The organism is Sinorhizobium americanum (assembly GCF_001651855.1).
GTDB classification, from domain to species: domain Bacteria; phylum Pseudomonadota; class Alphaproteobacteria; order Rhizobiales; family Rhizobiaceae; genus Sinorhizobium; species Sinorhizobium americanum.
This window is the reverse complement of the sequence record NZ_LNQC01000005.1, coordinates 1-1,357: the sequence shown is the minus strand read 5'-3', so window position 1 is coordinate 1,357 and position 1,357 is coordinate 1. Positions and strand designations below refer to the sequence as shown.

The 1,357-nt window shown below is 63.1% G+C and carries 1 protein-coding gene; it reads left to right on the top strand.

What is annotated here, in order from left to right; all coding sequences use genetic code 11:
• Nucleotides 1-74 precede the first annotated feature (74 nt).
• Entirely contained in the window at nucleotides 75-1,100 is a 1,026-nt protein-coding gene (locus ATC00_RS00030; RefSeq protein WP_064251558.1) for an IS110 family RNA-guided transposase, read from the top strand.
• The last annotated feature ends 257 nt before the right edge of the window (nucleotides 1,101-1,357 follow it).

Sequence of the window (1,357 nt, the reverse complement as noted above, 5' to 3'; positions counted from 1 at the left end):
TTATGGGATGGCCCGCCCCTCTCCGGAGCGATCGGTTAGATTGCTCTTGTTGCAAACGAGAGAGGAACGGACCGATGTCTATATTCGTGCTTGGAATTGATCTCGGCAAGAACGTGTGCAGCCTCGTCGGGTTGAATGAGGCTGGTGCCGTTGTTCTACGCCGTCGCCTTCGTCGTGACGGCGTTGCGGATTTTGTCTGCAAGATGCCGCCTTGCATTGTGGCGATGGAAGCCTGCTGCGGAGCGCATCACGTCGGTCGGGTGCTCGGCGCCATGGGCCACACGATCCGTCTAATGTCGCCGGAATATGTCCGTCCCTATGTCAAGGCCAACAAAAACGACGATCGGGACGCCGAGGCGATCGCAGAAGCCGCAACCCGGCCGACGATGCGCTTCGTGCCGGTCAAGAGCGAGGCGCAGTCGGACATCCAGGCGCTGCATCGTGCGCGTGCGCGCCTGGTGGCCGAACGTACGGCGCTCATCAACCATCTGCGTGCCCTTCTTCTGGAGCGGGGGATCGTCGTGGCACAGGGACGGCGCAAACTCGAGGATACGCTGGCAACCTTCGCCGACGAGGAGGACACGCGACTGTCGCCGCGCATGCGCCTTCTGATCGGGGATCTGCGTGCCGAGTGGCGCGGACTCGATGAGCGGATCGCTGCCTTTGACGCCGAGTTCGTGCACATGGCGCGCGAGGATGCCTCTGCCCGACGTCTGGCGACGATCCCCGGCATCGGGATCATCAATGCCACCGCGCTTACTGCGGCGGTCGGCGATGCACAGAACTTCGGTCGCGGACGTGATCTTGCCGCTTGGCTGGGTCTGACGCCGCGGCAAGCGACAACGGGTGGCAAGCCGCGGTTGCTGGGAATCTCCAAGCGCGGCAATCGCTACCTGCGAACGAACCTGATCCATGGCGCGCGAGCGGCGCTGCCGCATATCGCGGCACAGGATACGCCGCTGGGCCGATGGGTGCGCAGCCTCTCACAAAGAGTGCACAAGAACATCGTCGTTGTGGCGCTGGCAGCCAAGCTCGCCCGCATCGCGTGGGCAGTGCTGCGGAAGGACCGCGGCTTCGAGCCAGCGATGGCGGCGGCATAGGACTGTGACGAGCATTGGCGGCCGACGAACGGTCGCGGCAATCTGCGGGTGGTGATAGGAAGATGGCCTGACAGTCGAACGGCAGCTTGGAAACCTGGGCAACTTGAACGGTCGCCTGAGACCGGTCAGATTATGAGGACCAAGCTGCGCGGATCTCCATCTTGGCCGAGGCGAGACCTCGAGACCGGATACGTTGACGCAGACTGAACAGAGCTGTCTTTCAAAAAACCCCTTGCGGACGGGGCGGGCCATACGTT